27 protein-coding genes, 1 tRNA gene and 1 rRNA gene are annotated in these 26,024 nt (G+C 46.0%); 18 read left to right on the top strand and 11 right to left on the bottom strand.

What is annotated here, in order from left to right:
• Positions 1-30 precede the first annotated feature (30 nt).
• Positions 31-1,854, bottom strand: coding sequence for a transglycosylase domain-containing protein (locus tag LCM00_RS17940; protein WP_224904645.1), 1,824 nt, complete (start codon positions 1,852-1,854; stop codon positions 31-33).
• Positions 1,855-2,056: 202 nt separating this feature from the next.
• Here LCM00_RS17940 and kapD point away from each other — a divergent pair, with 202 nt between their 5' ends.
• Entirely contained in the window at positions 2,057-2,677 is a 621-nt protein-coding gene (gene kapD, locus LCM00_RS17935) for a 3'-5' exonuclease KapD (protein ID WP_224904643.1), read from the top strand.
• A 37-nt stretch (positions 2,678-2,714) separates the two neighbouring features.
• Here kapD and LCM00_RS17930 read toward each other — a convergent pair whose 3' ends face one another.
• Positions 2,715-3,095: a kinase-associated lipoprotein B gene (locus LCM00_RS17930; protein ID WP_224904640.1), complete on the bottom strand. Its 381-nt coding sequence runs from the start codon at positions 3,093-3,095 to the stop codon at positions 2,715-2,717.
• Between the two features lie 143 nt (positions 3,096-3,238).
• Here LCM00_RS17930 and LCM00_RS17925 point away from each other — a divergent pair, with 143 nt between their 5' ends.
• Both LCM00_RS17925 and LCM00_RS17920 read left to right on the top strand, forming a co-directional pair.
• Complete coding sequence (locus tag LCM00_RS17925) at positions 3,239-3,985, top strand: peptidylprolyl isomerase (RefSeq protein ID WP_224904639.1); 747 nt, start codon at positions 3,239-3,241, stop codon at positions 3,983-3,985.
• 72 nt (positions 3,986-4,057) lie between these two features.
• Complete coding sequence (locus tag LCM00_RS17920) at positions 4,058-4,270, top strand: hypothetical protein (protein ID WP_009795413.1); 213 nt, start codon at positions 4,058-4,060, stop codon at positions 4,268-4,270.
• A gap of 36 nt (positions 4,271-4,306) precedes the next feature.
• Here LCM00_RS17920 and LCM00_RS17915 read toward each other — a convergent pair whose 3' ends face one another.
• Entirely contained in the window at positions 4,307-5,476 is a 1,170-nt protein-coding gene (locus LCM00_RS17915) for a MalY/PatB family protein (protein ID WP_224904636.1), read from the bottom strand.
• Between the two features lie 87 nt (positions 5,477-5,563).
• On the opposite strand from LCM00_RS17915, the gene LCM00_RS17910 reads away from it, so the two are divergent.
• On the top strand, positions 5,564-5,824 hold the full coding sequence (locus LCM00_RS17910) for a YugE family protein (RefSeq protein ID WP_224904634.1): 261 nt from the start codon (positions 5,564-5,566) through the stop codon (positions 5,822-5,824).
• Between the two features lie 54 nt (positions 5,825-5,878).
• Here the strand turns inward: LCM00_RS17910 and LCM00_RS17905 are convergent, their stop codons facing one another.
• Entirely contained in the window at positions 5,879-6,709 is an 831-nt protein-coding gene (locus LCM00_RS17905; RefSeq protein WP_404802176.1) for an alpha/beta fold hydrolase, read from the bottom strand.
• Positions 6,710-6,892: 183 nt separating this feature from the next.
• On the opposite strand from LCM00_RS17905, the gene LCM00_RS17900 reads away from it, so the two are divergent.
• Positions 6,893-7,393 carry an Lrp/AsnC family transcriptional regulator gene (locus LCM00_RS17900; protein ID WP_224904632.1) on the top strand — a complete coding sequence of 167 codons (501 nt, stop codon included), beginning with the start codon at positions 6,893-6,895 and terminating at the stop codon, positions 7,391-7,393.
• Complete coding sequence (locus LCM00_RS17895) at positions 7,390-8,559, top strand: aminotransferase (RefSeq protein WP_224904630.1); 1,170 nt, start codon at positions 7,390-7,392, stop codon at positions 8,557-8,559. Before LCM00_RS17900 ends, LCM00_RS17895 begins: the two co-directional genes overlap by 4 nt.
• Before the next feature lie 300 nt (positions 8,560-8,859).
• Here the strand turns inward: LCM00_RS17895 and LCM00_RS17890 are convergent, their stop codons facing one another.
• Positions 8,860-9,210, bottom strand: coding sequence for a helix-turn-helix domain-containing protein (locus LCM00_RS17890; RefSeq protein ID WP_224904628.1), 351 nt, complete (start codon positions 9,208-9,210; stop codon positions 8,860-8,862).
• A 343-nt stretch (positions 9,211-9,553) separates the two neighbouring features.
• On the opposite strand from LCM00_RS17890, the gene yugI reads away from it, so the two are divergent.
• The gene (yugI, locus tag LCM00_RS17885) at positions 9,554-9,946 is read left to right on the top strand and encodes a S1 domain-containing post-transcriptional regulator GSP13 (RefSeq protein ID WP_224904626.1); all 393 of its coding nucleotides are present in this window, start codon (positions 9,554-9,556) and stop codon (positions 9,944-9,946) included.
• A 52-nt stretch (positions 9,947-9,998) separates the two neighbouring features.
• On the opposite strand, the gene LCM00_RS17880 is transcribed toward yugI, so the two are convergent.
• Positions 9,999-11,402 carry a sigma-54 interaction domain-containing protein gene (locus LCM00_RS17880; RefSeq protein ID WP_224904624.1) on the bottom strand — a complete coding sequence of 468 codons (1,404 nt, stop codon included), beginning with the start codon at positions 11,400-11,402 and terminating at the stop codon, positions 9,999-10,001.
• A gap of 299 nt (positions 11,403-11,701) precedes the next feature.
• Here LCM00_RS17880 and LCM00_RS17875 point away from each other — a divergent pair, with 299 nt between their 5' ends.
• Positions 11,702-12,892 (top strand): ornithine--oxo-acid transaminase, encoded by a 1,191-nt coding sequence (locus LCM00_RS17875; protein WP_224904622.1) that lies wholly within the window; start codon positions 11,702-11,704, stop codon positions 12,890-12,892.
• Between the two features lie 70 nt (positions 12,893-12,962).
• Here the strand turns inward: LCM00_RS17875 and LCM00_RS17870 are convergent, their stop codons facing one another.
• Positions 12,963-13,193 (bottom strand): DUF378 domain-containing protein, encoded by a 231-nt coding sequence (locus LCM00_RS17870; protein WP_009795402.1) that lies wholly within the window; start codon positions 13,191-13,193, stop codon positions 12,963-12,965.
• 178 nt (positions 13,194-13,371) lie between these two features.
• Between LCM00_RS17870 and LCM00_RS17865 the strand changes: the two genes are divergently transcribed.
• From LCM00_RS17865 to LCM00_RS17855, 3 genes are all read left to right on the top strand, one after another.
• Positions 13,372-14,535, top strand: coding sequence for an iron-containing alcohol dehydrogenase (locus LCM00_RS17865; protein ID WP_224904620.1), 1,164 nt, complete (start codon positions 13,372-13,374; stop codon positions 14,533-14,535).
• 191 nt (positions 14,536-14,726) lie between these two features.
• Positions 14,727-16,076, top strand: coding sequence for a glucose-6-phosphate isomerase (locus LCM00_RS17860; RefSeq protein WP_224904618.1), 1,350 nt, complete (start codon positions 14,727-14,729; stop codon positions 16,074-16,076).
• A gap of 212 nt (positions 16,077-16,288) precedes the next feature.
• Complete coding sequence (locus LCM00_RS17855) at positions 16,289-16,696, top strand: YugN-like family protein (RefSeq protein ID WP_224904615.1); 408 nt, start codon at positions 16,289-16,291, stop codon at positions 16,694-16,696.
• A gap of 7 nt (positions 16,697-16,703) precedes the next feature.
• On the opposite strand, the gene LCM00_RS17850 is transcribed toward LCM00_RS17855, so the two are convergent.
• On the bottom strand, positions 16,704-17,690 hold the full coding sequence (locus LCM00_RS17850; RefSeq protein ID WP_224904613.1) for a potassium channel family protein: 987 nt from the start codon (positions 17,688-17,690) through the stop codon (positions 16,704-16,706).
• 418 nt (positions 17,691-18,108) lie between these two features.
• Complete coding sequence (locus tag LCM00_RS17845) at positions 18,109-18,897, bottom strand: SDR family oxidoreductase (RefSeq protein ID WP_224904611.1); 789 nt, start codon at positions 18,895-18,897, stop codon at positions 18,109-18,111.
• Positions 18,898-19,035: 138 nt separating this feature from the next.
• On the opposite strand from LCM00_RS17845, the gene LCM00_RS17840 reads away from it, so the two are divergent.
• From LCM00_RS17840 to LCM00_RS17830, 3 genes are all read left to right on the top strand, one after another.
• Positions 19,036-20,025 (top strand): Gfo/Idh/MocA family protein, encoded by a 990-nt coding sequence (locus LCM00_RS17840; protein WP_224904609.1) that lies wholly within the window; start codon positions 19,036-19,038, stop codon positions 20,023-20,025.
• A gap of 13 nt (positions 20,026-20,038) precedes the next feature.
• Positions 20,039-21,163, top strand: coding sequence for a nitric oxide synthase oxygenase (locus LCM00_RS17835; protein WP_224904607.1), 1,125 nt, complete (start codon positions 20,039-20,041; stop codon positions 21,161-21,163).
• A 97-nt stretch (positions 21,164-21,260) separates the two neighbouring features.
• Positions 21,261-22,070 (top strand): YitT family protein, encoded by an 810-nt coding sequence (locus LCM00_RS17830; RefSeq protein WP_224904605.1) that lies wholly within the window; start codon positions 21,261-21,263, stop codon positions 22,068-22,070.
• A 90-nt stretch (positions 22,071-22,160) separates the two neighbouring features.
• On the opposite strand, the gene LCM00_RS17825 is transcribed toward LCM00_RS17830, so the two are convergent.
• Both LCM00_RS17825 and LCM00_RS17820 read right to left on the bottom strand, forming a co-directional pair.
• Positions 22,161-22,340, bottom strand: a complete 180-nt coding sequence (locus LCM00_RS17825; RefSeq protein ID WP_224904603.1) for a hypothetical protein — start codon at positions 22,338-22,340, stop codon at positions 22,161-22,163.
• 128 nt (positions 22,341-22,468) lie between these two features.
• Positions 22,469-22,541, bottom strand: a tRNA-Ala gene (locus LCM00_RS17820).
• Between the two features lie 254 nt (positions 22,542-22,795).
• Here LCM00_RS17820 and LCM00_RS17815 point away from each other — a divergent pair.
• The 4 genes from LCM00_RS17815 to LCM00_RS17800 form a co-directional block, all read left to right on the top strand.
• Positions 22,796-23,497, top strand: coding sequence for an MgtC/SapB family protein (locus LCM00_RS17815; RefSeq protein ID WP_224904601.1), 702 nt, complete (start codon positions 22,796-22,798; stop codon positions 23,495-23,497).
• Between the two features lie 169 nt (positions 23,498-23,666).
• Entirely contained in the window at positions 23,667-24,575 is a 909-nt protein-coding gene (locus LCM00_RS17810) for a DMT family transporter (RefSeq protein ID WP_224904796.1), read from the top strand.
• A 53-nt stretch (positions 24,576-24,628) separates the two neighbouring features.
• Positions 24,629-25,213, top strand: a complete 585-nt coding sequence (locus LCM00_RS17805; protein ID WP_224904599.1) for a GNAT family N-acetyltransferase — start codon at positions 24,629-24,631, stop codon at positions 25,211-25,213.
• A gap of 718 nt (positions 25,214-25,931) precedes the next feature.
• Positions 25,932-26,024, top strand: a 16S ribosomal RNA gene (locus LCM00_RS17800); the annotation flags it as partial.

The following is a 26,024-nucleotide window of genomic DNA, read 5'->3' as shown; positions in this document are numbered from 1 at the left end:
CAGAGTGCCTGCAGGCAATCTGCTGCTTTACTATTTCAGGATATCCTTCCAGATCAATAAGTGCGGGGCCATCTTTTCATATGATTCCATGCTTTCCGGCTGATCCTTGCCGACCCATACTGCTGCCGTATATTCATCGGTGAGCCCGGCAAACCAGTAATCTTTATAATCATTGGTTGTTCCGGTCTTGCCCCCTGTATAGCCTCCTGGAAAATAAGCTTTCCTGCCGGTTCCTGCTGCGACGGTTTCCTGCAGCAGCAGTCTCATCTTATCTATGGTTTCATTGCTCCAGACTCTCACTGGCTGGTCTTCCCATGCATACAGCAGGCTGCCGTTTTTGTCTGTGACCTTTTGGATGGCTCTTGCAGGCTGATAAATGCCTCCATTGGCAAAAACGGTGTACGCTCCTGCGAGCTCCAAGGGGGAAACACCCCTGCTGAATCCGCCGATTGCAGCAGCAAGCGACTGGTCTGGCTTTCCTACTTTACTGAATCCGAATTTGTCCAGATCCTTGAAGCCTTCTTTTATTCCTATCATGCTCAGGAGCCTGACCGCAGGTGTATTATAGGAGTGGATAAAGGCTTGTTCCAGGCTCACCTTTCCATAATTTTTACCGCTGTAATTATGGGGGCAATAGCCGCTGATACAAAGGGGGCCGGCATCTACCTTCTGATTGATCAGCGGGCGCGTCCTTTCAATATAAGGGGCATACACAAGCAAAGGCTTGATGGCAGAGCCCGGCTGCCTGAAGGCCTGGTAGCCTCTGTTAAAGTCGTATTTCCTGTAATCCCTCCCGCCTGTGAGGGCAGCCAGTCCGCGGGTGCTGTTCTTGACGACGGCTGCAGCTGCTTCTGCCTTCTGATCAGGCAGATGGGCGGAGGCTGCATGAACAGCTTTTTGCTGAAGAACAGGATCCAGGGAGGTATGGATGACCGCCCCTGCCTGGAGAACCTGCTCCACCCTGCTGTCCAGCTCTTCCTCTGAATCTGGGGGGATGCCTTCCCTGAACCGGATCAATTCTCTCAGCTCAGCCTCGGCATATGTTGTGTAATCTGGATAAAGGTCGATCCGGTCCGCCAGTGTTAAGGCAATTTTTTCGCCTTTCAAAGCCTTCGCATCTTCAGGGGATATTTCCCCCTTTTCAGCAAGCACGTCAATCAGCAGCTCCTGCCTTTTTTTTGTCCTGTCAAAATGTTTGGCAGGATCATACAAGGAGGGGTTGTTCGGGATGGCAGCCAAGAAAGCCAGCTGCGCATACGAAAGATTTGCGGCCTCAGTCTGAAAATAAACCTTTGATGCTGCTTCGATTCCGTATGCCCCATTCTGGAAATAGATACTGTTCAAATAATAAGATAGTATTTCTTCCTTGGAATACATCCTCTCCATTTGATAGGCATACAGCAGCTCAGTCAGCTTGCGGTTATATGTCTGCTCATGGGTCAGGTACAGATTCCTGGCCAGCTGCTGTGTAATCGTGCTGCCGCCTTCCTCAATAGTGCCGTTATCTGCATTTGCAGCCAATGCCCTGCCAATGGCAGTTAAATCGAAACCCTTGTGCTCATAAAACCGCTCATCCTCCGAGGCAACCACCAGCTTTTTCAAGAATTCGGGAATATCTTCAGCTTCAAGCGGAATGCGGTTATAGGGTGTAAAGATTTCAGAAATCACATTTCCATCCTGGTCAGTCATCAGGCTGGTCTGAGGAAATGATGCTGCGTTAGTCACTTCAATCCTGCTGTCCAAAAAGTGGGGAAGGCTTTCCAATCGGCTGGCTTCATCGGCCGTTTTATAGACAAACAGCACAAAGAAAGGCAGGATGAAGGCAATTGTTAAATATCCCGTCAGTGTTTTCATGCCTGTTTCTCCGTTTCTTATATAATAGGGCATTCATGCCGGACTCAAAAGGTGTGCTATACGTATTATCGGCATCATTCATTTTTTTGTGAGATTGTAAAATATAAAGCAAGAAATAATTTACTGAATAGTAAAAATATTATCTTTTGGTGATATAATAAATGGTAAATGGTGTAATCGTGATCAGTAAGGAGGGCTGGTAATGGAAGATGGAAAACTCTGCTTGTTTATCGACTTTGAATTCACCATGCCAGATAAAAACGAAAATTATAAAGGGTTTTCTCCGGAGATCATTGAGGCGGGCGCGGTGTCTGTCCAAAATGGAGCGATACTAGAACAGTTTTCCTCTTTTGTGGCTCCCATCCGTTTTCCGGAACTATCCGAAAGATGCAAGTCTTTTTTACATATCAGCCAGGAGCAGGTGGATAAAGGGATTTCATTGGCCGATCTGATCTGCAGACTTGAGCAGATGGGGGGCAATAAAGCTGATGAAATTGTAACCTGGGGCAATATGGATATGAAGGTGCTCCGCCAAAATTGCAGCCATGCCGGAATCGGCTTTCCATTTAAAGGGAAGGAAGTTGATTTGTCGATGGAATATAAACGTTTTTTTGGTGACCAGAACCAGACCGGCCTATGGAAAGCGGTGAAGGAATATGGAAAGGAAGGAACAGGCAGGCACCATCGTGCTTTGGATGATGCGCTGACAACCTATAAAATCTATCAGCTTGTCGAGAAAGATAAAAGATATCTCCAAAACCACGAGCCCACGACAATTGGAGACAGGATCGACCTTTCCAAGCTTTTAAACCGCTTTGCATAAAAGCCAAACCCGCAGATGGATTTGGCTTTAGCTCGTTTTATTTAAAATAATCGGCTTCCAGCTGCTCCGCATTCTCAAGGGAGCGCCTCGCCCATTCAGAATCATCCTCCAAAAGCCCGCTTTTCATATTATCCAGTGCTTGCTTAAGAGACGTCTTATAGTCCGGGATGCTTCCCTCATATGTCCTGACCATCTGTTTAGGAACATTTGTCTGCTCTCTATAAGCAAGCGCCCTGCGCTCATGGAACATCATGACATCTGCCTGCTTTGGATTATGAAGGTCTCCCTGCATCGGATGCTTTTCAACAGCAAGCACCCTGACAAGATAATGCTGGGGCCGTATATCCGTAATCTCCCCGATATACTTACCTGTTTTGTAAATGGCCGTCACCTGAGCTCCCACCTGGAATTCACTCAAAGCTGTCCCCTCCTTTGAAGCTTTTCTTCCCATTATGCCCGAATTTTTTTGAAAAACAAAGTGCAAAGCAACAGGAAATCCAGTAATCTATAAGAAAAGCGGAGGGTACAAACCTATCAGCAACAATAGAGGGGGACTGAACCATGAAAAAGAATTTCATATACCTTTTCCTTGCAGCAGCGATAATGCTGCTGGCTGCGTGCGGGACAAGCACTGATCAAAACAGCAGTGCCGGCAAGAAAGGCGCAGGAGCATCAGAAGGAAAGCAAGGTGAACAGGCCGCAGAGGAGAAGAGCTCTGAGGGAGGCTATCCGCAGCTCACAGCGGAAGTTGGGGAGAATGAACGACTCGTGGAAATGGAGACATCAATGGGGACTATTAAGATTAAGCTTTTCCCTGACCATGCTCCAAAGGCGGTAGAGAACTTCATCACCCATAGTGAAGAGGGCTATTATGACGGACTTATCTTCCACCGGGTCATCAATGACTTTATGATCCAGGGAGGAGATCCGGACGGGACAGGCATGGGCGGAGAGAGCATTTACGGGCAGCCGTTTGAGGATGAGTTCTCAGATAAACTGTACAACCTCCGCGGTGCTTTATCCATGGCGAACAGCGGCGCCAACACGAACGGAAGCCAGTTCTTCATCGTACAAAAGAGTACAGCAGAAGCGGGCATGAAGGAACAGATGGAAAAAGCAGGGTATCCAGAAGAGATTGTTGCAGCTTACGATAATGGGGGGACTCCTTGGCTGGATTCCCGCCACACTGTCTTTGGGCAGGTGATCGAAGGCATGGAAATCGTCGATGAAATTGCAGCTGCAGAAACAGATGAATCCGACCGGCCGGTTGAAGATGTAAAAATCCAGGAGATAAAAGTAATAAAGTAGCCGCTTGGACAGGACAAGCCCAGCTGATATAATAAGGCTGACCACTGCTTTTGGCAGAAAGGAAGAAAACGAATGATCCAGGCTTATATTTTGTCTCTGTTCCTATATTTCCCGGAAGATAAGTCGGAGTATATTCCGGCATCCATAACGTTTACCATATTTTTAATTGGAGCGATCATCGCCATGCGCCTGATCATCAGAGCATCAAAGCGCGAGGAAAAAAAGGCGAAAGAGCTGGAAAATCAAATCATGAAGCAGGACAGCCTGCAAAAAAAGAACAGCTGACCCGAGCTGTTCTTTTTTGTGCCATTTAAATTGTAATCAGGAAAAAGCGAGTTTCAGCCGCTTCAGTCCTTCCTCCAGAGTTTCACGCGGGCAGGCAATATTCATCCGGACAAATCCTTCGCCGCCTGGGCCGTATTTTGTGCCAGGCTCAAGCGCGAGCCTGCCTTTTTCAATGAGAAGTGAATTAAGGTCTTTATCCGGGAGAGAGAGTTCCCGGCAGTCAAGCCACATCAGGTAGGTCGCTTCAAGATCCATGACCTTGACCGGAGGAAGCTCCCTTTCTATGAAGCTCCGGGCGATTTCGTAATTTGCCTGCAGATAAGTCAAGAGCTGATCCAGCCAGTCACGTCCATGCCGATAGGCTGCCTCCATGGCGGTGATGCCAAAGATGTTCAAAGTGAAAAAGCCCTGCTGTGCCTGGATAGCCTTGAATTTGTCGCGAAGCTGCTCATTGGGGATGATTACTGCTGATGATTGCAGCCCGGCAATATTAAAGGTCTTGCTCGGCGCGATGCATGTAATTGTAATATCCCGGAATTCCTTGGAAAGAGATGCAATCGGAATATGCTTGTGTGGTGAAAATACCAGATCTGAATGGATTTCATCTGAGAGAATCAGGCACCCGTATTTTTTGCATAATTCCCCTATTTTCAAAAGCTCCTCTTTTTTCCAAACCCGGCCGCCCGGGTTATGCGGACTGCAGAGCAAGAAAAGCTTAATGCCCTTTTTCAGCTCTTCCTCGAAACGTTGAAAGTCGATTTCATAGCGCTGCTCCACTAGGGCCAGCGGAGAGTTGACGACCATGCGCCCATTCTTTTCAATCATCTCAAAGAAAGGCGTGTAAACAGGGGACTGAAGCATAATTTTATCTCCGGGACTTGTGAATGCCTGGACGGCAAGGCTGATGGAAGGGACCACCCCCGGGCTGAATAACAACCAGGATCTCCCTATTTCCCAGCCGGATTGATCCTTCTGCCACTGCTGGACGGCTTCAGATGCAGAAGGTGGGACAAATGTGTAGCCGAAGACCTCGTGGCTGGCCCTTTTGCTGATTGCAGTCTGCACCTCTTCAGGAGGTTCGAAGTCCATATCTGCCACCCACATAGGAAGCACATCCGAAGAGCCAAATACATCTTTTGTCAGCTCCCATTTCACAGAAGCTGTTTCATATCTGCTGATTGATTTATGAAAGTCATATATTGTCATGATAACCTCCTGGATTGCAGTTTTCGGTCCTGATATTCTTATGATAAGATATGGGCAGGCAAAATTAAATCAAAAAGGTGGTTTCTAATGGAAGTCCAGGTTATGCACATGATGATGTACCAGGCACTGGATCAATGGGATCCTTTCCGCTGCGGGGAAGGGAATTATGATACTGAAATAGCAGACGCCATCCAGGCCGTTCATGATTTGGACAGCCCCGATAAACTCGCACGGAAAATCCAGGGCATTTATGAATTTTCCTTCGAAAGCATCATCCCTCTGGAGCAGTGCAAAAAGATGGCTGACACGCTCCTTGTTATTAAAAACAGCGGGAGCTGCACGATATAAATCATGTACGTTGAAGAATGGCCGGCACCAAATGGGTGTCCGGCCATTCTTATATCATTTGGCGCAAATAAATGCCTTCATATGGCTGTACACTTCTTCCGGCCGTTCTTCCGGGACAAGATGTCCTGTGTCTTTGAGCACAATGAGCCTGGAGTTTGGCAGGTCGCTGTCCAGCCTTTTTCCGATGGATAGCGGGACAACCCTGTCATGCTCGCCCCATATGAGGAGGCAGGGTGTGTCAATGCCTTTCAGAGCCTTTTCATCCAAGTCGCCTTCCCTGTGCCTGATCATCCTGGTCAAGGCCTTGAAAATGTCATCCTCCAGAAAAGGAGCCAGATATCCGTACATCATTTCATCCGTGATCATGCTGTGGTCATGGACAACATTCCTTAAATTCTGCCGGACGCCCGAGCGCTGCAGATACAGCTTTACATACAAATGGAAATAAGGGAGGTAGCTCGACAGGACCAGCGGCATCTTTAATTTGGGCAAATAGCTTGAGCTGCAAAGAAGGATCGCTTTTTTTATTATGCCAGGATATTGGTGTGCTACATTGAGCGAAATCTGTCCGCCCATGGAATGGCCGGCAATCGTGACTTTGTCGAGACCGAGCTTTTCAAGGAATTGCATGACTGTTTGGGCAGTATTTTTGTAGGAATAGATATAGCGATCCGATTTCCCGCTTTTTCCAAACGGGGGCAGATCGATAGAAATCACATTGAAGTCTTCCTGCAGAAAAGGGATCAGTCTCCTGAAACTGAAGGAGGAGGAAAGAAAGCCGTGCAGGAGGACGATAGTCTCTCTTGAGGAAGCCTGTCCGTACTGTTCATAATAAATTGTATTCCCATTCACTTCGATTTCTTCAGTCTTAAAGGCTTGCATCATTACCCTCACCCCTATGAAAAATGGTAGTGCCTGGCAGGTTTTATCCGTAATATCATTCCCTTTTTGGTAACCTTCACACATAGCGAAAAAATTATTTTAGAAAAATAATAGAAAAGTGAGATATATTCTCTCGCTGATTTTGCTATAATGTAACTATTTTAAACGTGAATGGGAGGAAGGTCCATGAGACTGAGTGATAAAGAACTTGAAATTGTTGAAATTCTGGAAAAAGATGCACGCACCCCGCTTGAAGATGTGGCGAAAATGGCTGCCATCTCTGTTGATGAGGCGGCAGCGCTGCTGGAGAAGCTGGAGCAGTCCCGGGTGATTGTCCGATATACCTCTGCAGTGGACTGGGCCAGAATTGACGGCCACGAGGGCGTAACCGCCATGATCGATGTTAAGGTGACCCCGAAGAGGGGAGTCGGCTTTAACGAGGTCGCACAGAGGATATACCGGTACAAGGAGGTAAGCTCTGTTTATCTTATGTCTGGGGCCTACGACCTGTCTGTCATTGTGGAAGGGCGTTCCATGAATGAAGTTGCCCGGTTTGTATCAGAGAAGCTTTCGACCCTGGATTCAGTGCTGTCGACTACCACTCATTTCATTCTGAAGAAATATAAGCATGATGGGACCATCTTTGACCAGGAAGACGAAGATAAAAGAATAGTGGTATCGCCATGATGAAAACGAAAACTTATATATCCGCTAAGGTCGATCAGCTCAAGCCGTCAGGCATCAGGCGCTTTTTTGATCTGGCGGCAGGAATGGAAGGCGTAATCTCACTTGGTGTCGGCGAGCCGGATTTCGTTACCCCCTGGTCCGTCAGGGAAGCGGCAATCCTGTCGCTGGAGCAGGGATATACCTCGTATACCGCGAATGCCGGCCTGCTTGAACTAAGGCAGGAAATTGCCTCTTACATGGTGAAAAGCTTCGGGGTCCAATATGAACCGGAATCTGAAATCATCGTGACAGTAGGGGCAAGCCAGGCAATCGATATCGCTTTAAGGGCCATCCTAGATCAGGGGGACGAAGTGATCGTGATTGAGCCTTGCTTCGTTTCTTATGCTCCGCTTGTAAGCCTGGCAGGAGGAAATCCTGTTACTGTCCAGACGAGAAAGGAGGATGACTTCAAAATTCTCCCATCCCAGCTGGAACAGGCGATAACCTCGCGGACAAAGGCGATCCTCCTCTGCTCTCCCAATAATCCTACCGGCACGATGCTTTCGGGCAAAGAACTGGAGGGCATTGCGGCTGTTGCAGAAAAGCATGATCTTCTTGTGCTGTCTGATGAAATTTATGCGGAGCTCGTCTATGATGAGGCATATACAAGCTTTGCCAGCATCAGCGGGATGAAGGAGAGAACATTATTGATCTCAGGATTCTCGAAAGGCTTTGCCATGACCGGCTGGAGGCTCGGATTTATTTGTGCGCCGAAGGAGATATCCCAGGCCATGCTGAAGATTCACCAGTATAGTATGATGTGTGCACCGACAATGGCGCAGTTTGCAGCTCTGGAAGCGCTGAGGACGGGAAGGGGCGATGTGGACAGCATGCAAAAAAGCTACCGGCGCCGCCGCAATTATTTCGTGCAGTCCCTGGAGGATATCGGGCTGCCGTGCCATATCCCCGGCGGTGCTTTCTATGCCTTTCCTTCCATTGAAGGAACAGGATTAACCTCCGAACAGTTTGCAGAACAGCTGCTGCTGGAGGAAAAAGTAGCCGTCGTCCCAGGAAATGTCTTTGGAGAAAGCGGGGAAGGGCATATCCGCTGTTCATATGCATCATCCATGGAACAGCTGCAGGAAGCCGTAAAAAGGATCGGCCGCTTTCTTGAAAACAGGAAATAAGAAAAGCGCAAGCGCCTTGCTCACCCCCGACAAGCACAAGCCAATCCTGCCAGAAAGGCGTTTTTTGCCTTTTTGGCAGGATTGGCTTGTGACCTCGAGGGGGTAGGCGCTGGAGCTAGACAGTAATCGAAGTTAACAAATATACTTTCTTATATTACAAAAAAATGGATATCCATCAGGATATCCACTTCAAAAAAGGGGGGGAATACTAGAAAGCTTATGTTTTAAGCTTTTCCGTATTTCCCCTTTTGTATACATAAAAACTCAGAAAATATTTTTATTAAGATATCAGGTGGAAGTTTATCTCGTTTCCTGGATCGTATCCATCATCCTCAAAAGATTTTCTTTTCCCATTTTCTTCGCTTTTTTCAAGATCAATTTCGCATCGCATATGCCTGTATCCAAAAGGAGCTGCTCCAGCTCAGGATCCAGTTCTGTCTGGCAAGCAGCGGAACCATCCTTCAATAACTCGGATGCCGGCACGTCCAGGATTGTTGAAATTTTTAAGATAGTCTGGGTGTCAGGCTGCTGGCAGCCATATTCGTATTTTTCAATAGTGCTTGTGCCTATTCTAAGCTTTACCGCCAATTCCTGCTGAGTCATATTCAATCTTTCTCTATTCTGCTTAATAGCAAGACCGATTGCGGACATTTGCACCCACCCTTTCACAGAATGATCTTACACATATATTTTACTGCTGATTTAGATGTATGAATTTTGACATCCTTGTATTTTTTGTTACAGTTCGATAAATGTTATTAACAGCTTTAATGAGGAAAGAGAACTCAAGAGGGCGTGTGATCCAGCCAGAGTGTTTCAGAACGAAGATGAGGCATTCAAGAAGAAGACTTAAGCTGGATCTCTGAGAGCAGCTGAAGTGCATATACAGAGGTTATTTTCTCAAAAAGGATTGTTTTGATAAAAGGGATGATATATGATATAATTTTTAATTGCGTATAATCGATGAAAATAAATAGGTATTAGGAGTGTTCATATGTCAGAGAAAATCGAAGTAGGCAGCGTATTAACAGGAAAGGTTACTGGAATTCAGCCATACGGCGCATTCGTTGCTCTTGATGAAAATACACAGGGATTGGTACACATTTCTGAAATTACTCACGGGTATGTAAAGGATGTTAACGAGCACCTGAAGGTTGGGGATGAAGTAAACGTAAAGGTTCTTTCTGTAGATGAAGCTGCAGGAAAGATCGGTTTATCTATCCGTGCAACTGAAGATGCACCAGCTGAAGCTGCTGATGCAAAAGCAAGAAAGCCTCGCAAACCACGCCAGGCTGCAGCGATTCAGCATAACGATCCTGATTCTTCCCAGGGCTTCAACACGCTCAAAGATAAGCTTCAAGAGTGGATTGACCAGTCACAGCGCTAATATGTTATATGAAGAAAGGCCGGGCATTTATGCCTGGCCTTTTCTTTATTATCTAAGCATTGCTCCCCGGGTATGTGAGATCATGCTTTTTAATCCGGTATTGGAGGTTTTGCCTGCTCATGCCAAGAATTTTTGCAGTCTGAGTGATATTGCCATTATGTTCACGCCACACCTTGTTTATATACCCTTTTTCAGCAGAAGCTACATAATCGGCCAGGCTGGGCAGTGACCCGGCTGCTTCTTCCGGCATTCTTCCCTGGAAAGAATGGCTGCCGTCAGCTCTATGCCTGAAATGGTGGGGAAGTATCTCCGTTGTTATCCTGGCATCCTCTTCAGCCATGTTCATAGCCCCTTCAATCACATGCTCAAGCTCACGGATATTGCCCGGCCAATCGTACCGGAGAAACTGCTCTTCTGTCTCTTCATCCAGCCCCCGAATTTCCATGCCGAACCAATCGTTATATTTCTGGATGAAAAAGGAGGAAAGCAGCAGAATATCCTCCTTCCGTTCCCTTAATGGAGGTATGAAAAGGGATACCGCGCTAAGCCTGTAATATAAATCCTTCCGCAGCCGTCCTCCTGCAATCGCATCAATGGGGTCTTCATTAATCGTCGCAATTATCCTGACATCTGTCTCCCGGTCTTTCGTATCCCCGATCCGCCTGACTTTTTTCTCCTGCAGTACGCGCAGAAGCCTTGCCTGCAGGGCAGCTGGCATCGAATTGATTTCGTCCAGGAGCAGTGTCCCTCCTTCCGCCTGTTCAAACAGCCCCGGACGATCCACCGCCCCTGTGAAGGCGCCTTTTTTTGTGCCGAAAAGGATGCTTTCAACCAGTGTTTCCGGGAGGGCTGCGCAGTTTTGGGCAACAAACGGACCTGGTGAGCGCAGACTTCCGCTATGCAGGCTCTGGGCGAATAGTTCTTTCCCTGTTCCGGTCTCTCCTGCAATCAGGATGGGGGAAGTTGTCCTGACCGCTCTTTTTGCCGCCTCCACGACTTCAAGGATTGCTTTGCTCCTTCCTATGATGCTCTCAAACGTATAGCGGGCACTATTTTTTCTGGAGATATTCTCTTTTATCAGCCTTTCAATCCGGCTGACATCCTTTGCGATTTCAATTGCCCCTAATGTTTTGCCCTCTGCCAGAATAGGAATGGCATGATTAAGGGCGGTAATCTCTTTTCCTTTGCTGTTAAAATAAGTCTGTTTGGCAGGCTTTGTTCCTTTCCCGCTCTGGAGCGCCAGCAAAAGTGTGCTGTCTTCCCTGCGGCTGAAGGGGAACACCTCGAGGAGGCTGCGCCCAACTACAAATTCAGGGTCCATTCCTTCTATTTCAGCCATCTTGCGGTTATAGATGATAGTCCTGCCTTCGTGATCAATCGCATGGATACCGGCATCCGCATGTTCAAGGATCTGCTCAAGGATGATTGCTGTTAAATGGTGCTGTTCATTCATCATATTGTCTGCGGCTCCTTTGTATTGTCTTTTTTTATTGTAAGGCTTTCCTGCCTTAGAGTGCAAATTTATTTTGCGTTATTTACCCTCGGCTGGATTATAGATGCAAAGATATTTTGCCTTTGAGATATTTAAGACTGGGATATTCCCCTTATTTGAAGCTGGCATAGAACTTGCACAATAAATATGTGAATTCAGATGATATTTTTTTCAGAAGAATCTGGCATCTCCCCTTTAAAGGGCTGTCTATTAACGTTACAATGAAAAAGACAATTTCTAAGTGTGAATGGAGGAATCATTATATGGCAAACAGCAGCCAGTTAATTCAGCAGACAGAAAAGTTTGGGGCAAATAATTATCATCCTCTTCCGATCGTTATCTCAGAAGCTGAGGGGGTCTGGGTGAAGAACCCTGAAGGTGAGCGGTATATGGATATGCTCAGCGCCTACTCGGCAGTCAATCAGGGTCACCGCCATCCGAAGATCATACAAGCCTTGAAGGATCAGGCAGACCGGGTTACCCTGACATCCCGCGCTTTCCATAATGATCAGCTTGGGCCATGGTATGAGAAGGTCAGCGGGCTGACAGGCAAGGAAATGGTCCTGCCGATGAACACCGGCGCCGAAGCAGTCGAAACAGCTGTGAAGGCTGCGCGCCGCTGGGCATATGACCGTAAAGGAGTGGCCGAGGACCAGGCAGAAATCATTGCCTGCATCGGGAACTTCCATGGCAGGACGATGACAGCCGTCTCTCTATCTTCTGAAGAAGAGTACAAGAGGGGCTTTGGGCCGATGCTGCCTGGCATCAAGCTTATCCCGTATGGTGATCTGGAAGCGTTGAAGAATGCGATTACTGATCGTACAGCGGCTTTTCTGATTGAGCCTATCCAAGGGGAAGCCGGGATTGTTATCCCTGAAGAAGGGTTCCTGAAGCAGGCTTCCGACCTGTGCCGAGCAAACAATGTTCTGTTCATTGCCGATGAAATACAGGCTGGCCTGGCCCGTTCAGGTAAAATGTTCGCCTGTGAATGGGAGGGTGTTGAGCCGGATATGTATATTCTCGGAAAGGCGCTTGGAGGCGGTGTATTCCCGATTTCATGTGTGGCTGCCGATGAAGAGGTTCTTGGCGTTTTTAATCCTGGCTCACATGGTTCAACCTTTGGCGGCAATCCGATGGCCTGTGCAGTGTCAGTAGCCGCATTGGATGTTCTTGTAGATGAAAATCTTGCTGAAAGATCGCGGAAGCTCGGGGATTACTTTATGTCCAAGCTCAAGGAGATTGAGAACCCGGTCATTAAAGAAGTGAGGGGCAGGGGGCTGTTTATCGGCGTAGAGCTGACAGAGCCGGCGCGCAAGTATTGTGAAGCCTTAAAAGAAGAGGGGCTGCTCTGCAAAGAGACGCATGATACGGTCATCCGTTTTGCCCCTCCGCTGGTCATCAGTGAAGAAGACCTCGATTGGGCAATTGGAAAAATCAAAAAAGTATTGAGCTGAAACAAAAACTCCCCCGGCAGCCGGGGGAGTTTTTTCATTAGAAGCTTCAGTGCATCCGGCGCGAGCCGAATTATGAACGGTTTGTCTCAGGAGCACGTTCTACTTCTTCGCTTGGCTTGAATAAAAGGCCGAGGTTGATAAGACCTGCGATACCTACTAGTCCATACACAATGCGGGCAAGAGCAGAGTCTTGTCCACCGAAAATTGCTGCAACAAGATCAAATTGGAAGAAGCCGACTAAACCCCAGTTGATAGCACCAATGATCGTTAAAACCAGTGCAATGCGTTGAATGGCACTCATGTTGTTGTTTCCTCCTTTTGTTATTCTTTCTTTACTAATGTGATACAGTCATCCAGTAATTATTCATGCTCGAATGACTTTGTTTTTAGTGTGCCCATGCTCTATATCAAAAAACGTACTTTTTGCATTACAACTGCAAATAACAGATAATAATAACGAAGAAAAGGAGGATGCTTTCATGCAAAACTTTACATTTTCAAATCCGACAAAATTGATCTTCGGCAAAGATACGCTGAAGGAGCTGCGAAATGAGATTCCCCAATATGGAAAGAACGTACTGCTGGTATATGGGGGAGGAAGCATTAAACGAAGCGGCCTTTATGATAAAGTATTGGCCGAGCTGAAGGAAATTGGTGCGGAAGTGTCCGAGCTTTCAGGAGTAGAGCCAAATCCTAGGCTCTCGACTGTCCATAAAGGGGTGGAAATCTGCAAAGATAAAGGCATTGATTTCATCCTTGCTGTTGGCGGCGGAAGTGTAATCGACTGCACAAAGGCCATTGCGGCGGGCGCTAAATATGATGGAGATGCCTGGGATCTGGTCACTAAAAAGGCCTTCGCAAGTGAGGCGCTTCCTTTTGGAACTGTACTGACCCTTGCAGCAACCGGTTCTGAAATGAATGCAGGCTCTGTTATCACAAATTGGGAAACGAATGAAAAATATGGCTGGGGAAGCCCTGTCACTTTCCCTAAGTTCTCTATTCTCGATCCTGTCAACACATTCACGGTCCCGAGAGACCAGACCATCTATGGCATTGTGGACATGATGTCCCATGTTTTTGAACATTATTTCCACCTGGAAGAGAATACACTGCTGCAGGACCGCATGTGTGAAGGCCTGCTGCTTACTGTAATGGAAACTGCGCCTAAGCTGCTCAAGGATCTCGAGAATTATGAGCACAGGGCAACGATCCTCTACAACGGGACAATGGCTCTCAATGGCATGCTGTCAATGGGCTACCGGGGGGATTGGGCAACCCACAATATTGAACATGCTGTCTCAGCAGTCTATGATATTCCGCATGGCGGGGGCCTTGCCATCCTGTTCCCGAACTGGATGAAGCATAACTTGAGCGTGAAGCCTTCACGTTTCAAGCAGCTGGCAGTCCGTGTGTTCGGAGTCGATCCTGAAGGGAAGACAGATGAGGAAGCAGGACTTGAGGGCATTGAAAAGCTGAGGGAGTTCTGGAACAGCATCGGCGCTCCGTCACGTCTGGCTGATTATGACATTAATGAAAGCGGCGTTGAAACAATGGCTGACAAAGCTATGGCCAACGGCGAGTTCGGAAACTTCAAAAAACTGAACCGCGAAGATGTTGTGAGTATTTACAAAGCATCCTTGTAAAACATAAAACCTGGTGCCTGGCACCGGGTTTTATTTCATCTTAATTCGCCATTTTGCATTCCAATTTTTCCATCTGGTTCCTGTTTAGAAAAAAACCTGATTTGGACACGCTTACATTATGGCTAGTTTCTTGATTACTGTTACGCCTTTGGTTAAAGTGAAAGAGAATAAAAATAATTGGAGGATCATTCATGACACATGTTCGTTTTGATTACTCAAAAGCACTGAGCTTCTTTGGTGAACACGAGATTACATATTTAAGGGATGCTGTTAAGGTTGCCCACCATTCCCTGCATGAAAAAACAGGGGCAGGGAGCGACTATCTTGGCTGGATCGATCTGCCTGCTGAATATGATAAAGAAGAATTTGCCCGCATCCAGAAAGCGGCTGAAAAAATCAAGAGCGACTCTGATGTGCTGCTTGTCATTGGCATCGGCGGCTCGTATCTTGGTGCCCGCGCAGCTATAGAAATGCTGCAGCACAGCTTTTACAATGAACTTCCAAAGGAAAAGCGCACGACTCCGCAGGTTCTGTTCGTTGGAAATAATATCAGTTCAACTTATATGAAGGATGTTATGGATCTGCTTGAAGGCAAGGACTTTTCAGTCAATGTCATTTCAAAATCCGGCACGACAACAGAGCCTGCCATCGCATTCCGCATCTTCCGCAGCCTGCTTGAAGAGAAGTATGGCCAGGAAGAAGCGCGCAAACGCATTTATGCTACAACAGATAAAGCAAGAGGCGCATTAAAAACACTGGCTAACGAAGAAGGCTATGAATCATTCATCATCCCTGATGATGTCGGCGGACGCTACTCTGTGCTTACAGCAGTAGGACTCCTTCCAATCGCAGTAAGCGGGGCTGATATCCAGGCCATGATGGAGGGAGCCGCAAAGGCCCGTGAAGAATACAGCAGCTCTGAAGTCGAAGAAAATGCGGCCTACCAATATGCAGCTGTCCGCAATGCCTTGTACAATAAAGGAAAAACAATCGAAATGCTGATCAACTATGAGCCGGGGCTTCAGTATTTTGCGGAATGGTGGAAGCAGCTGTTTGGCGAAAGTGAAGGAAAAGACCAGAAGGGGATCTTCCCGGCATCAGCCAACTTCTCCACAGATCTGCATTCTCTTGGACAGTATGTGCAGGAAGGGCGCAGAGACATCTTTGAAACCATCATCAAAGTGGAAAAGCCGCGGCATGAGCTGACAATTGAAGAAGCTGACAGCGATCTTGACGGCCTGAACTACCTTGCCGGCAAGACTGTAGACTTTGTTAATAACAAAGCCTTTGAAGGAACAATGCTTGCCCACACAGATGGAGGGGTGCCAAATCTGATTGTGACAATCCCTGAAATGGATGCCTATACGTTCGGATACCTCGCATACTTCTTTGAAAAGGCATGCGCCATGAGCGGTTACCTTCTGGGGGTCAATCCTTTTGACCAGCCTGGTGTAGAAGCTTATAAAGTCAATATGTTCGCGCTTCTTGGCAAGCCGGGCTATGAGGAGAAAAAAGCAGAGCTGGAAAAAAGGCTTAAATAGGTATGAAAGAAAGAGTGCTGAAAAATCTTCAGCACTCTTTTTTGTGCAATATCGGGGATCTGTTTGGGAGACTTTCTGAGTTGGACCTTCAGATCTAAAGGCTGTGCAAAAGCCACTGTCATCATCCCTTTAAGGGGCAGCACCCCGGCTAGAAAATATGATAGTAAAACGCAAACCGGGAATACTATAAAAAAAGAAAAGAGGTGCTGGATATGATTGAATTACCATCTCAGGTGGAAGGGATGCATTTTGATCTGTACAAGCTTGAACAGCTGCTCAAGCCGGCTGGCTATACGGTTGGAGGCGGCTGGGAATATGACCATGGCGCCTTTGATTATAAGATAGATGATGAAGTAGGCTATCAATTCCTGCGCGTGCCTTTCAGATCCATTGATGGCCAGCTTGATTCAAGGGGCTGCACTGTTGAGATTGAGCGGCCATTCCTTCTCTCCCATAAGTATCAGCGGGGGCTGGATGATCATGCTTATACGTGGAATCGTACTGCTTCTTTTAACCAATTCTCGGAGCCTGTGGACAAAGACGCCAGCTTCCCGGATAAATATGTTGATATCGGCCGGTCGCTCATCCAGGAGCTGGAGTCACTCCTGCTGGACCGCTGATATTAATTCATGCAATTACAATCAGTTCATCATTTGAATCAATACTGAAAGGGGGGGGAGGGTTCACAAAAGTTTCCTCTCCTCTTTTTATGCCGAAGAGAAGCATGCCATCCTTAAGCAGCAGCGCGCTTAAATCGTTAAAGGTCACTTCGTGTTCAAAGTCTTTAGCGGGCATGAGCCTCAATCTTCTTCCGTTCATATGGCCAAGCAGATCCAGGAAAGAAGTGACCATTTCCTGTGCGGAAATGCTGTGGATCATAACGGAGCTTGTCAGGATATTCGTCTGGATGATTTCATCTGCTCCTGCCCTTCTCGCATTGGCAACTTGTTCAGATGTAAGGATTTCGACAATGCAAGGAACTTCAGGATTCAAACCTTTTACGGCAAGAAGCGATAGAATTGAATTCATATCAGCCTGCAGTTCATCCCTGTTTTGGTCAGCTGTAATGATGACTTTGTTTGCTTTCTGGATATTTGCCTTTAGAAGCACCTGATCCTGATTTGACCGTCCCTGTATGAAGTGTACTTCTCCGGGGGATGGGTTGGATCGGAGCGTCTCATCAATAAGTGCAATGGAAATACCTTTATGCTCCTCGGCCAATGCCGTGATAAGTTCTCTTGAACGTTCATTCCAGCCGATAATGATTAGATGATGTTCTCCTTTAAAATTCACTTTGCCCTCCAAATAATCATTTTGTCTTGTTACGGCAGCAGCTGCCAGAGTTACAAAATAGGTAGACAAAAAGCCAGCTCCGGTAAGAATTAAAATAATGCCTGTTACTTTCCCTGGTACAGTATGCGGCACATAATCACCATAGCCTACTGTGGAAGCTGTGATGACTGCCCACCATACTCCATCAAACACCGTGGGGAAATTATGCGGCTCAAGAATGGAAATGATAAACCCGAATGTCAGAATGACCAATAGCGCAATGAGAAGTATCCTTATAGCGAGCGGGAGCCTTAAAAAACTGGAATAAATGAAATGCGGCATGCTGTTCACTCCTTCTGAATGCAGACACCTACCAGTATGAACCAAGTCCCTTTTTCCGAAACATAGATTAAAGGAATAGAACTTAAGCCTACAATTGTATTTACCAATAATCCTCTCTGCTGTAAACGCACATGCATACAGGAAAAATATTTTTTTGCTGGCAAGGAATTACACAAGGAATGGAGAAATAAATAGGTGGCTGGGATTCTCAGAGAAAGGGGAAATGGAGGATTGTAAATATCAGATATGCGGAGCTTATGCATTATTTTCGCACAAACCTTAAAAGGGAGCTTACTTTAAAAGAAAAAATCTTTTTGCAGGAGATATCCAGGAAAGAGGTTAAGAAAAAAAAGCCATATTACATATAGCTTAAAGAAAGCCCGGCAGCTGCCGGGCTTTTAATTCATTTAGTGCATAATTACAGGAGCGATTCGGCACCGTCAATATATACCTCCGTGCCGGTAATATGGCTGGACAAATCGGATGCAAGGAAATGGACCAGGTCGGCAACCTGTCCGGCGGATCCCGGATGATCCTCGAGAGGCATGCTTCCCTCCGGAAATTCAACGGGTATTTTTACTTTTTTCAGGTTTTTTTCCTCTGGAAAAGTATTTTCTCCGATATTCGTGCTGATGGCTCCAGGGCAAATCATGTTGACGCGTATGCGGTATCCTGCCAATTCAAGGGCAGCCATTTTTCCAAAGCTGACCTGCCCCCCTTTGGAGGTGCTGTATGCTGACATCCCAAAGTTGCGGAAGATTCTGTTGCCGTTGATAGAGCTGGTGATGATGATGCTCCCGCCCTCTTCCTTGAGAAGGGGCACCGCATACTTCACTGTCAGGAAGGTTCCTTTCAGGTTTGTTGAAATGGTCGTATCCCATTCTTCAGGAGTCAGGTCTTCAATAGGGGCAACCACACCATTTATACCGGCATTGGCAAAAACAATATCAAGGCGTCCCCATTTACTGGATACCTTCTGAAAAGCCTCCTCCACCTGTAATGGAACAGAAACATCTGTTTCAATGATCATAGCTTCTCCGCCTGCTGACTCTATTTGATCTTTAACTTCTTTAGCAAACTCTTCCTTAACATCGACAAGAGCAATTTTGGCCCCTTCCTCAGCAAGCCTGATGCTGGCAGCCTTTCCGATGCCAGAGCTTGCTCCGGTGATAAAAGCGACCTTCCCATTCAGCGTTGATCGGCCCATCCATACATAACCTCCTTTTTCCAGTCATTTTCCCCCAGCCTGCTGGATGAGAAACCACAAATTGCAGCTGCTGGCGAAATTAGCAGAAAGAATGTATCCTTGTTGGAGAGAATAATAAGCATTCATGGAGGTGCCGTAATGGTTCGTTTCGGTGTGATCGGAACAAATTGGATAACAGAAAGATTTCTTGATGCAGCAGATAAAGTGCAGGATTTTGCGCTTACGGCTGTTTATTCACGGACAGAGGAAAAAGCAAGGGAATTTGCAGATAAATATGGTGTGAAGCATACATATACGTCCCTAGAGGAAATGGCAGCAAGCAGTGAAATTGACGCTGTCTACATTGCCAGCCCTAATTCACTTCATGCGGAACAATCAATTCTCATGATGGAACATGGGAAGCATGTCCTCTGCGAAAAACCTGCAGCGAGCAATGCGGCTGAATTAAAGCTTATGATTGAAGCGTCACAAAGGAATAAGGTAGTACTGATGGAGGCGCTGAAATCCACTTTGATGCCGAACTTTAAAGCTGTCCAGGAGAACCTTGGTAAAATCGGTCCGGTCAGAAGGTATTTTGCTTCGTATTGCCAATATTCTTCAAGATATGACGCATACAAGGAAGGGACAATCCTGAATGCCTTCAAACCAGAGTTCTCCAATGGTGCATTGATGGATATAGGCATCTACTGCATCTATCCGCTGGTGGTCCTCTTTGGCAAGCCGGATGAAGCCAAGGCACAGGGGGTTATGCTTGATTCAGGAGTTGATGGGGAAGGAAGCATTGTACTGAAGTATAAAGAGATGGATGCAGTCATTATGTATTCAAAAATTACCGACTCCCAGCTTCCTGCTGAAATTCAGGGAGAGAATGGAAATATTGTGATTGATAAAATCCATACGCCGGAAAGTGCTGAAATACGCTATCGCGGCGGCGGCTCAGAATCGATTACAAGAGAGCAGAAGGAAGCATCGATGTATTATGAAGCCGAGGAATTCGTCGGGCTTGTCAAAAGCGGAAAGCTGGAATCAGCAACGAATACATTGTCTAACTCCCTTGCTGTCATGGAAATTCTGGATTCTGTAAGAAGCCAGCTTGGCATTGTCTACCCTGCAGACAAGAAAGCCTGAACGTTAATGGCCAATGCATCAAGATCACTCTACGATACAGGGGGGCAAATTTTTGGTTAAGGCACTGAGGAAGAAAGCAGAGAGTTTTATTGCTATATGCCACAGAGAGCTGAATAAAAGCAGCAGTGAAACAGAGCAGCGGCTCAATGAAATCTTTGAGGAGATAGATCAAACTGGCAGTTACCGCCACAGCTATGAAGAGTTAGAGTATGGCGCAAAAACGGCCTGGAGGAACAGCAACCGCTGCATCGGCAGGCTCTTTTGGGACAGCCTTAAAGTGTTCGATGAAAGGGAGCTTGAGACTGAAGAAGAAATTTGCCAAGCATTGCTGAGACATATCAGCTACGCTGCGAACGGCGGCAAGGTAAGATCTGCCATCACTGTATTCCGTCAGGAGGATAAAAACAAAAGAGTGCGGATCCTTAACCACCAGCTGATCAGGTATGCAGGCTATGATACCGGAGAAAGGATTATAGGCGACCCTGCCTCCGTCAAACTGACGAACCTGTGCCGTGAATTGGGGTGGGCAGGGAAATATGGGCGGTTTGACCCCCTGCCTCTTCTTGTCCAGATAGGTGGGCGGAAGCCTGCGCTTTTTGACATATCTGCTGAAGATATTCTTGAAGTGCCCCTGGAGCACCCTGAATTTGAATGGTTCAGCGATCTTCAATTAAAGTGGTATGCTGTTCCGTTCATTTCGGATATGTGCCTTGAAATCGGGGGGATCCGCTATACAGCCGCACCCTTTAATGGCTGGTACATGGGGACTGAAATTGGCGCCCGGAATCTTGCAGACGATTTCAGGTATAATCTGCTCCCGGAAATAGCGGGCAGGATGGGGCTTGATACAAAGAGGAACGCCTCCTTGTGGAAGGACCGTGCACTGGTTGAGCTGAATGCAGCTGTTCTTCATTCGTATAAAAAGAAAGGGGTCAGCATCGTTGATCACCATACAGCCGCACAGCAGTTCAGGCTGTTTGAAGAAAAAGAGTCAGCATGCGGCAGGCCGGTAACCGGTGAATGGACCTGGCTGATCCCGCCTATATCCCCGGCAGCTACACATATTTTTCACAGCAGCTATAAGAATGAGGTCAAAACGCCAAATTTCTTTTACCAGGAAACTGATTTCCAGTTATAGCTATTTATTCTGAAAACACTATTTTTTAGGGATTCCTTTATTTCTCTACTATAATAAATTAAATTATTATTGTTGTGGAAATAAAGGGGGATGCCATATGAAAAATTTACTGATCATTATTCTGGGTTCTGCGATTGTAGGCTTTGCTTATAATCTATTCCTGATCCCCCATGAAATCCTGAGCAGCGGGCTCAGCGGGGTGGCAATCATGCTCGGCATCATTACACCCTTCAATACAGGTATCCTTAACTTCCTGTTGAATCTGCCTTTATTGATCCTTGGGGTCATTAAGCTTGGGAAACGGTTTATCTTCTATACAATCGTTTCAGTGCTGACTCTTTCCGTCAGCCTTTACTTAATTCCGGTCCACGCAATTTCTTCCGAGCCGATATTGTCTTCCGTTTTCGGCGGAGTCTTGACGGGTGCAGGAATCGGACTGATCTTCAAGGCTTCAGGTTCCTCCGGGGGCTTTGATATCATTGCCATGCTCCTGACAAGGAAAAAGGATTTCCCGCTTGGCGCCATTCTTTCACTGATGAATGCCACTGTTGTTTTAGCTTCAGGCTTCATCTTCAGCTGGGATGCTGCATTGAACACAATGGTCGCCATCTACGCCACAGGTAAAGTGGTCGATACCATCCATACAAAGCATATTAAGCTGACAGTAATGATAGTGACGGCCAAAGGGGAAGAGATGAAGGCAAAGCTCCTCTCAAGCATATACAGGGGGATCACGGTCATCAATGGAGAGGGCGGCTACACTGGGGAAGGCAGGAAGATCCTCATGACAGTCATAACCCGCTATCAGCTGACAGAAGTCAAGGCCATGATAGATGAAGTTGATCCGCAGGCCTTTGTCAATATTACAGAAACGACCGAAGTTCTGGGCTCTTTCCATAGAACCTGAGATTTTATACAAAAATAAAGACCCTTGGCCAACTGATGTAATTGGTTAAGGGTCATTTTTTATCTGCTGTATTCAAATATTCGGCCATCCTCATTTATCCTTTAGTAAATCTTCCTCAGTAAAATCTGCCTCTTTCACTGCAAAATAATTTAAGCCTGCTGCGGCAGTAAAGGCTGCTGCCAAAATAGCGATTGTTGAGATCATGCTAATCTCTCCCATCTTTGTTATTGTGTTATGGGCATTATTCCCGATTTGCAGCACCTTAAACATGTTAATGGCACTGGTACATTTTTCCTGTATAATAAAATAATATGAAAATAAGTATTTCAAAAAGTGTTTTTATTATGCTGATATAACAAAAAAGCCAAAATCCTAATGGATTTTGGCTTTTGGGTGTATGGAGCATAGCGGGCTCGAACCGCTGACCTCTACGCTGCCAGCGTAGCGCTCTCCCAGCTGAGCTAATGCCCCGTGTTCGGTACAAGAAAAATTATATCCGTAATTGATCAAATATGCAAGAGGAAATTCTAATTTTTCTTTATGAAAATAAAATCTTAAGTTTTCTGCCAGTGATCCTGAAAGTACACAATAATATTAGAGAGCAAGGCTGCATAAAGTAGGAAAAGAAAAGTATGCTTACCGCTATTTTTATCCAAAAATTAGTTTATTCAACTATCTATATTGGAATATTTATATAGATATAGATATAGAAGAGGGGATACCTTATGGAAGAAATGTTTTATACAGTGATGAAAAATGATGTGCTTGTAAAGCTGTGCTTCGCAGCTTTGGCAGGGCTTGTCATAGGTTTGGAAAGGGAACTGAAAGGAAAGCCGCTCGGGCTCAAGACCTGCCTGATTGTTTCGGTTATGGCATGCCTCTTGACTATTGTGTCATATGAATCGGCTTTTCTTTACTCAAAAGAATATTCAAGGCCGATGGACCCAGGGAGGATTCCTTCTTATGTAATCAGCGGCATCGGCTTTCTTGGAGCCGGTGTAATCCTTCGCAGGGGCAATGAAGCCATATCCGGGCTGACGACAGCCGCTCTTGTGCTTGCTTCAGCAGGGATTGGGATTACAATCGGTGCAGGCTTTTATATAGAAGCGCTTTTAGGAGTTATTTTTATCATCATTGGAGTTAAAATGATTCCTGCTTTGTTTGAGCGGGTAGGGCCGAAAAAGCTGAAGGAAAAGGAAATCAGGGTAAAGCTGTATATTGAGAAAAGTACGGACCTGACAACCTTGATGAAGGAAATTAAAAGCAAAAAACTGGGAATCAAACGGGTACGTGTCAAAGAAGAAGCAGATGATATACTGATCAATTGTGTGATAACCACAACGCGCAGCATGTATACGACCGATGTATACTATACAATGAAATCGTTGATTGGAGTTATTGCCGCAGAGGTGGAGAGCGGGGAATAGAACAAGAGGACGATTGGCAAGAGGTGCCTGCCCGATTTCGGGCCAGGCACTTTTTCATTTCTATTCAATGCTTGCCGTGCGAAAAAAGATGGCAATGTGAAAACCGGTAAGTGTAATATTATAGCTAAACTGGATTTTTCTTAGAAGGAGATGCAAAGACTTGCCGAAGATAAACCCATATGCAGCATTGGCAATCGGTGTGGTGTCTGTTTCCACGTCTGCCATTCTAGTTAAGTTTTCAGCTGCACCATCAGGAGTGATAGCTTTTTATCGTTTATTCTTTTCTGTTTTGCTGATGCTCCCTTTCGTATTATTTAAATATGGGCCAGAGCTCAAGCGGATTGGCTGGCGGGATTGGCTGTATTCGGCCATTGCCGGGATATTCCTTGCCTTTCATTTTATCCTCTGGTTTGAATCTCTCCGCTTTACTTCGGTGGCAAGCTCAACTGTCCTCGTCACCCTGCAGCCGCTGTTCGCTTTCGCCGGGACCTACTTATTTTTCAAAGAAAGGTTTACAGTGAAAGCAATTTTGAGCGGAGTGATAGCTATCGGAGGAAGTGTGCTTATCAGCTGGGGGGATTTCAGGATCAGTGGGACTGCATTGTTTGGAGATCTTTTGGCGCTTGCTGCCTGTGCGCTGGTTACAGCTTACTTGATGTTTGGGCAGACAGTGCGAAAACGGCTGTCTCTTATTACTTATACATTCACCGTGTACAGTATAAGTGCCATTACCCTATTGGTTTATGTAATTGCCGCTGGTGAGCCTCTTGGACCTTATCCTGCAAGTGACTGGGTCTACTTTATTCTCCTTGCGCTGGTCCCGACCCTGCTCGGACATACACTTTTCAATTGGTCACTGAAATGGCTCAGCACCTCTACGATTTCTATGGCAATCCTGTTTGAGCCGGTGGGTGCTGCTGTCCTGGCTTATTTTTTACTCGGGGAGTTTGTAGCCTGGTATCAGGCTGCTGGAGGGATGATTGTCATCGGGGGTATCATGCTGTTCCTTGCAGATGGCAGAATAATGAAGAGAAAAGCAAAGAAGACAGAAGTAAGCGGAAACCACCCAAGCCGTTAGGTGAGAAGCTTCGATTGCATGAGCTGACCGCAATAAAGAGGAGGCTGATTGGTATGGCAGGGATTGAAGCAGCCTTTTCTGCTGAATTCCCCATTATAGAGACTGAAAGGCTTCTGCTCAGGAAGCCTGAGGAAGGTGATATCCCAAAGCTGTACAGGATATTCTCGGATCCTGAAGCAACCAGGTTTTATGATGTAGAGCCCTTTAGGTCCATCAGTGAAGCGGAAGGTCTCCTCGAAAGTCTTTTGTGGAGATACAGTATGGAAAAGCAGATCAGATGGGCCATCTGCTGGAAAGAAGACAACACTCTCCGGGGAACCTGCGGATTCCATTCTATTGAAAAGCTCCATAAAAAAGCAGAAATCGGATATGAACTCCATCCAGAGGCCTGGGGAAAAGGCGTAATGTCAGAAGCTTTGGATGCTATTATCCGCTATGGATTTATCTGCATGAACCTGAACAGGATAGAGGCGGTCTATCTTCCGGAGAATGCTGCCTCCAAAAAGCTTCTTGAAAAAAAGGGTTTTATAATAGAAGGCCTTCTAAGAAAGCGATTTGTTCACAGGGGAGATTACAGAGATGCTGTTATTTCTGCGCTGCTGGAGGAGGAGTATACTAAACGCATACTTGAGGGATAACCTGGAAAATGATGAGGTTCAGGTCCGCAGGAAATTCACGCTAAGCTGAAAAGTGGCCGTCCTCAGTTGGATGGCCACTTTTAAAATGGTATTAGATAAATGCATAAGTAAGCCCGGAGAAAATAAAACCGGATACCGTTGTGAAAATAAAAGTGCCTCCATAGACCTTTTCTTCCGAGTCTGCAATTTTAATTCCTTCGAAATAGGAAAATGCCAACAAGAATACAGCCATGATAAATGATAAATAGAGTGCGGCGGTTTGAAGCATATATCTCACCTTTCGAATATGTTACTATATTATATGGACTTGCTTCGATTGTATGACCCTTTATATAAGTTTTCTTTGTGGTGTGCTGTTTGCAAAAAGGCTTGGATCAGCTGAGTCATTTTTTAGAGACCCTGCCTGATTGGCATAGATGAATATATCAGAAAGGTTTTTCCTCAAGTCATTCTTTATGTAAAAAACAAAATGCAATTTAATTTAAAAATTATATTGCAATTGTAATTTCCCCATGATATATTATTACTTGTCCTCACGAGGGAGAAACGAAAACATCGGAATTGAAGTTTTGAAAAACCAAAAAAGATGTTGACTTCTTCATCGAGAGATGTTATATTAATAAAGTCGCTTCTGAGCGACGAAGATTGTCCTTTGAAAACTGAACGAACAAAAACGTCAACGTTAATCTTAATTTTTATCAGAGCTAAATCTTACTCTTATATGGAGAGTTTGATCCTGGCTCAGGACGAACGCTGGCGGCGTGCCTAATACATGCAAGTCGAGCGGACGGATGGGAGCTTGCTCCCTGAA

It is taken from the genome of Bacillus infantis (assembly GCF_020171945.1).
Lineage (GTDB): Bacteria > Bacillota > Bacilli > Bacillales > Cytobacillaceae > Bacillus_AB > Bacillus_AB infantis_A.
This window is presented reverse-complemented; position numbering and strand designations above follow the sequence as displayed.

Excerpts from the sequence above, each read along its gene's own strand:
- LCM00_RS17830 (WP_224904605.1), top strand. The coding sequence starts at position 21,261 with ATGAAAAATTTACTGATCATTATTCTGGGTTCTGCGATTGTAGGCTTT.
- LCM00_RS17890 (WP_224904628.1), bottom strand. The coding sequence starts at position 9,210 with ATGTCCGCAATCGGTCTTGCTATTAAGCAGAATAGAGAAAGATTGAAT.
- LCM00_RS17920 (WP_009795413.1), top strand. The coding sequence starts at position 4,058 with ATGATCCAGGCTTATATTTTGTCTCTGTTCCTATATTTCCCGGAAGAT.
- kapD (WP_224904643.1), top strand. The coding sequence starts at position 2,057 with ATGGAAGATGGAAAACTCTGCTTGTTTATCGACTTTGAATTCACCATG.
- LCM00_RS17860 (WP_224904618.1), top strand. The coding sequence starts at position 14,727 with ATGACACATGTTCGTTTTGATTACTCAAAAGCACTGAGCTTCTTTGGT.
- LCM00_RS17870 (WP_009795402.1), bottom strand. The coding sequence starts at position 13,193 with ATGAGTGCCATTCAACGCATTGCACTGGTTTTAACGATCATTGGTGCT.
- LCM00_RS17915 (WP_224904636.1), bottom strand. The coding sequence starts at position 5,476 with ATGACAATATATGACTTTCATAAATCAATCAGCAGATATGAAACAGCT.
- LCM00_RS17825 (WP_224904603.1), bottom strand. The coding sequence starts at position 22,340 with ATGTTTAAGGTGCTGCAAATCGGGAATAATGCCCATAACACAATAACA.
- LCM00_RS17940 (WP_224904645.1), bottom strand. The coding sequence starts at position 1,854 with ATGAAAACACTGACGGGATATTTAACAATTGCCTTCATCCTGCCTTTC.
- LCM00_RS17875 (WP_224904622.1), top strand. The coding sequence starts at position 11,702 with ATGGCAAACAGCAGCCAGTTAATTCAGCAGACAGAAAAGTTTGGGGCA.
- LCM00_RS17880 (WP_224904624.1), bottom strand. The coding sequence starts at position 11,402 with ATGATGAATGAACAGCACCATTTAACAGCAATCATCCTTGAGCAGATC.
- LCM00_RS17895 (WP_224904630.1), top strand. The coding sequence starts at position 7,390 with ATGATGAAAACGAAAACTTATATATCCGCTAAGGTCGATCAGCTCAAG.
- LCM00_RS17815 (WP_224904601.1), top strand. The coding sequence starts at position 22,796 with ATGGAAGAAATGTTTTATACAGTGATGAAAAATGATGTGCTTGTAAAG.
- LCM00_RS17900 (WP_224904632.1), top strand. The coding sequence starts at position 6,893 with ATGAGACTGAGTGATAAAGAACTTGAAATTGTTGAAATTCTGGAAAAA.
- LCM00_RS17855 (WP_224904615.1), top strand. The coding sequence starts at position 16,289 with ATGATTGAATTACCATCTCAGGTGGAAGGGATGCATTTTGATCTGTAC.
- LCM00_RS17905 (WP_404802176.1), bottom strand. The coding sequence starts at position 6,709 with ATGATGCAAGCCTTTAAGACTGAAGAAATCGAAGTGAATGGGAATACA.
- LCM00_RS17910 (WP_224904634.1), top strand. The coding sequence starts at position 5,564 with ATGGAAGTCCAGGTTATGCACATGATGATGTACCAGGCACTGGATCAA.
- LCM00_RS17845 (WP_224904611.1), bottom strand. The coding sequence starts at position 18,897 with ATGGGCCGATCAACGCTGAATGGGAAGGTCGCTTTTATCACCGGAGCA.
- yugI (WP_224904626.1), top strand. The coding sequence starts at position 9,554 with ATGTCAGAGAAAATCGAAGTAGGCAGCGTATTAACAGGAAAGGTTACT.
- LCM00_RS17865 (WP_224904620.1), top strand. The coding sequence starts at position 13,372 with ATGCAAAACTTTACATTTTCAAATCCGACAAAATTGATCTTCGGCAAA.
- LCM00_RS17840 (WP_224904609.1), top strand. The coding sequence starts at position 19,036 with ATGGTTCGTTTCGGTGTGATCGGAACAAATTGGATAACAGAAAGATTT.
- LCM00_RS17925 (WP_224904639.1), top strand. The coding sequence starts at position 3,239 with ATGAAAAAGAATTTCATATACCTTTTCCTTGCAGCAGCGATAATGCTG.
- LCM00_RS17850 (WP_224904613.1), bottom strand. The coding sequence starts at position 17,690 with ATGCCGCATTTCATTTATTCCAGTTTTTTAAGGCTCCCGCTCGCTATA.
- LCM00_RS17805 (WP_224904599.1), top strand. The coding sequence starts at position 24,629 with ATGGCAGGGATTGAAGCAGCCTTTTCTGCTGAATTCCCCATTATAGAG.
- LCM00_RS17835 (WP_224904607.1), top strand. The coding sequence starts at position 20,039 with ATGCATCAAGATCACTCTACGATACAGGGGGGCAAATTTTTGGTTAAG.